This window comes from Variovorax sp. 01T439_2 (assembly GCF_056398445.1).
Genome location: NZ_JBFTPJ010001291.1, coordinates 1 through 1,192 on the forward strand (window position 1 = coordinate 1; position 1,192 = coordinate 1,192).

At 67.9% G+C, this 1,192-nt stretch carries 2 protein-coding genes; both read right to left on the reverse strand.

The features are described from left to right. Nucleotides 1-387 (reverse strand): EI24 domain-containing protein (locus AC1DOC_RS34380; RefSeq protein ID WP_478131669.1); only part of this gene is annotated, 387 nt, incomplete at its 3' end. 38 nt (nt 388-425) lie between these two features. Next, on the reverse strand, nt 426-1,192 hold a 767-nt coding region (locus tag AC1DOC_RS34385; protein ID WP_478131670.1), incomplete at its 5' end, for a sterol desaturase family protein.

The following is a 1,192-nucleotide window of genomic DNA, read 5'->3' on the forward strand; positions in this document are numbered from 1 at the left end:
GAAGAAGGACGCGCCCTTCTTGCGTTCGAGCGCGGGAAAGCGGCGGTGCGCGACCAGCGCGGTGAGCGGGCCTGCCATGAGGCCGGCCACGATCAGCAGCGAAACCACCACGATCACCGGCGTGGCGGCAAACACCACCACCAGCGGCGCCAGCACGGCCGTGACGTCGCCCGAGAAGAGCCGTCCGATCCAGCCCCAGAAGCTCGACAGCAGCGGCCAGGCGTCGAGCGCGTCGCGGGTCCAGGCGACGGTCGCGTCCCAGTAGAAATAGCCGAAGCCTGCAGCCAGCAGCACCATCAGGCCCAGCGGCAGCAGCGACAGCACGATCACGCGCGGCAGCATGCAGTAGGCGACCGCGCGCCAGAAGGAATCGAGGAGCAGGCGCATTGGGTGCGAGGATAACCGGCCCGGTTCGGGCCCGGTGCTCAGCCGCGGCCGGCCATCCGCTTGAGCCCGAGCCACTGCTGGGCCCAGAAGCCGCGCCCGTAGTCGCGCACGCGGCCGTCCGCACCGGGCTCCACCTGGTCGCGGATGCCCGTGGGGTCGTAGCGCTCCTCGAAGTTCACGGTGCGAAAGAGCATGTCCCACCATGGCAGCAGGACGCCGAAGTTGCACCCGCCCAGCGTGTGGGCGCCGCGCGATTCATGGCCCAGCCCGATGCTGTGGTGCAGCCGGTGGAAGCGCGGACTGATCCACAGCCGCTCGCCGATGGCGCCGAAAGCCAGCCTCAGGTTGGCGTGCTGCAGGCTTTCGCTGAGCTGCGTGAACGCCACGAACGCAATGAACTGCCCCGGCGCCACGCCAATGAGCTGCGCGACGATGACGATGAGCGTGTCGTGGATGATGTCGTCGAGCAGGTGGTTGCGGTCGTCGCTCCACATCGTCATCTGGCGCTGCGAATGGTGCAGCGAATGCAGGCCCCACCACCACCGGAACTGGTGCTGGCCCCGGTGGATCCAGTAGCCCACGAAGTCGAGCACCACGAGATAGATCGCAAAGGCCACCCACGGCACATCGGTCACGCCGGGCCAGACCTCGTCGAGGTGGAAGGTGCCCCAGCCCGCAGTGCGCAAAAAGCCGATGCCCTCGTCGAAGAACGGCTCGAGCGTGAAGAACATCGCGAGCCGGAACAGGCCCAGCCGATGGATCAGCGTATAGAGCACGTCGATGCGGATCGCGCGGCGGTCGGTGA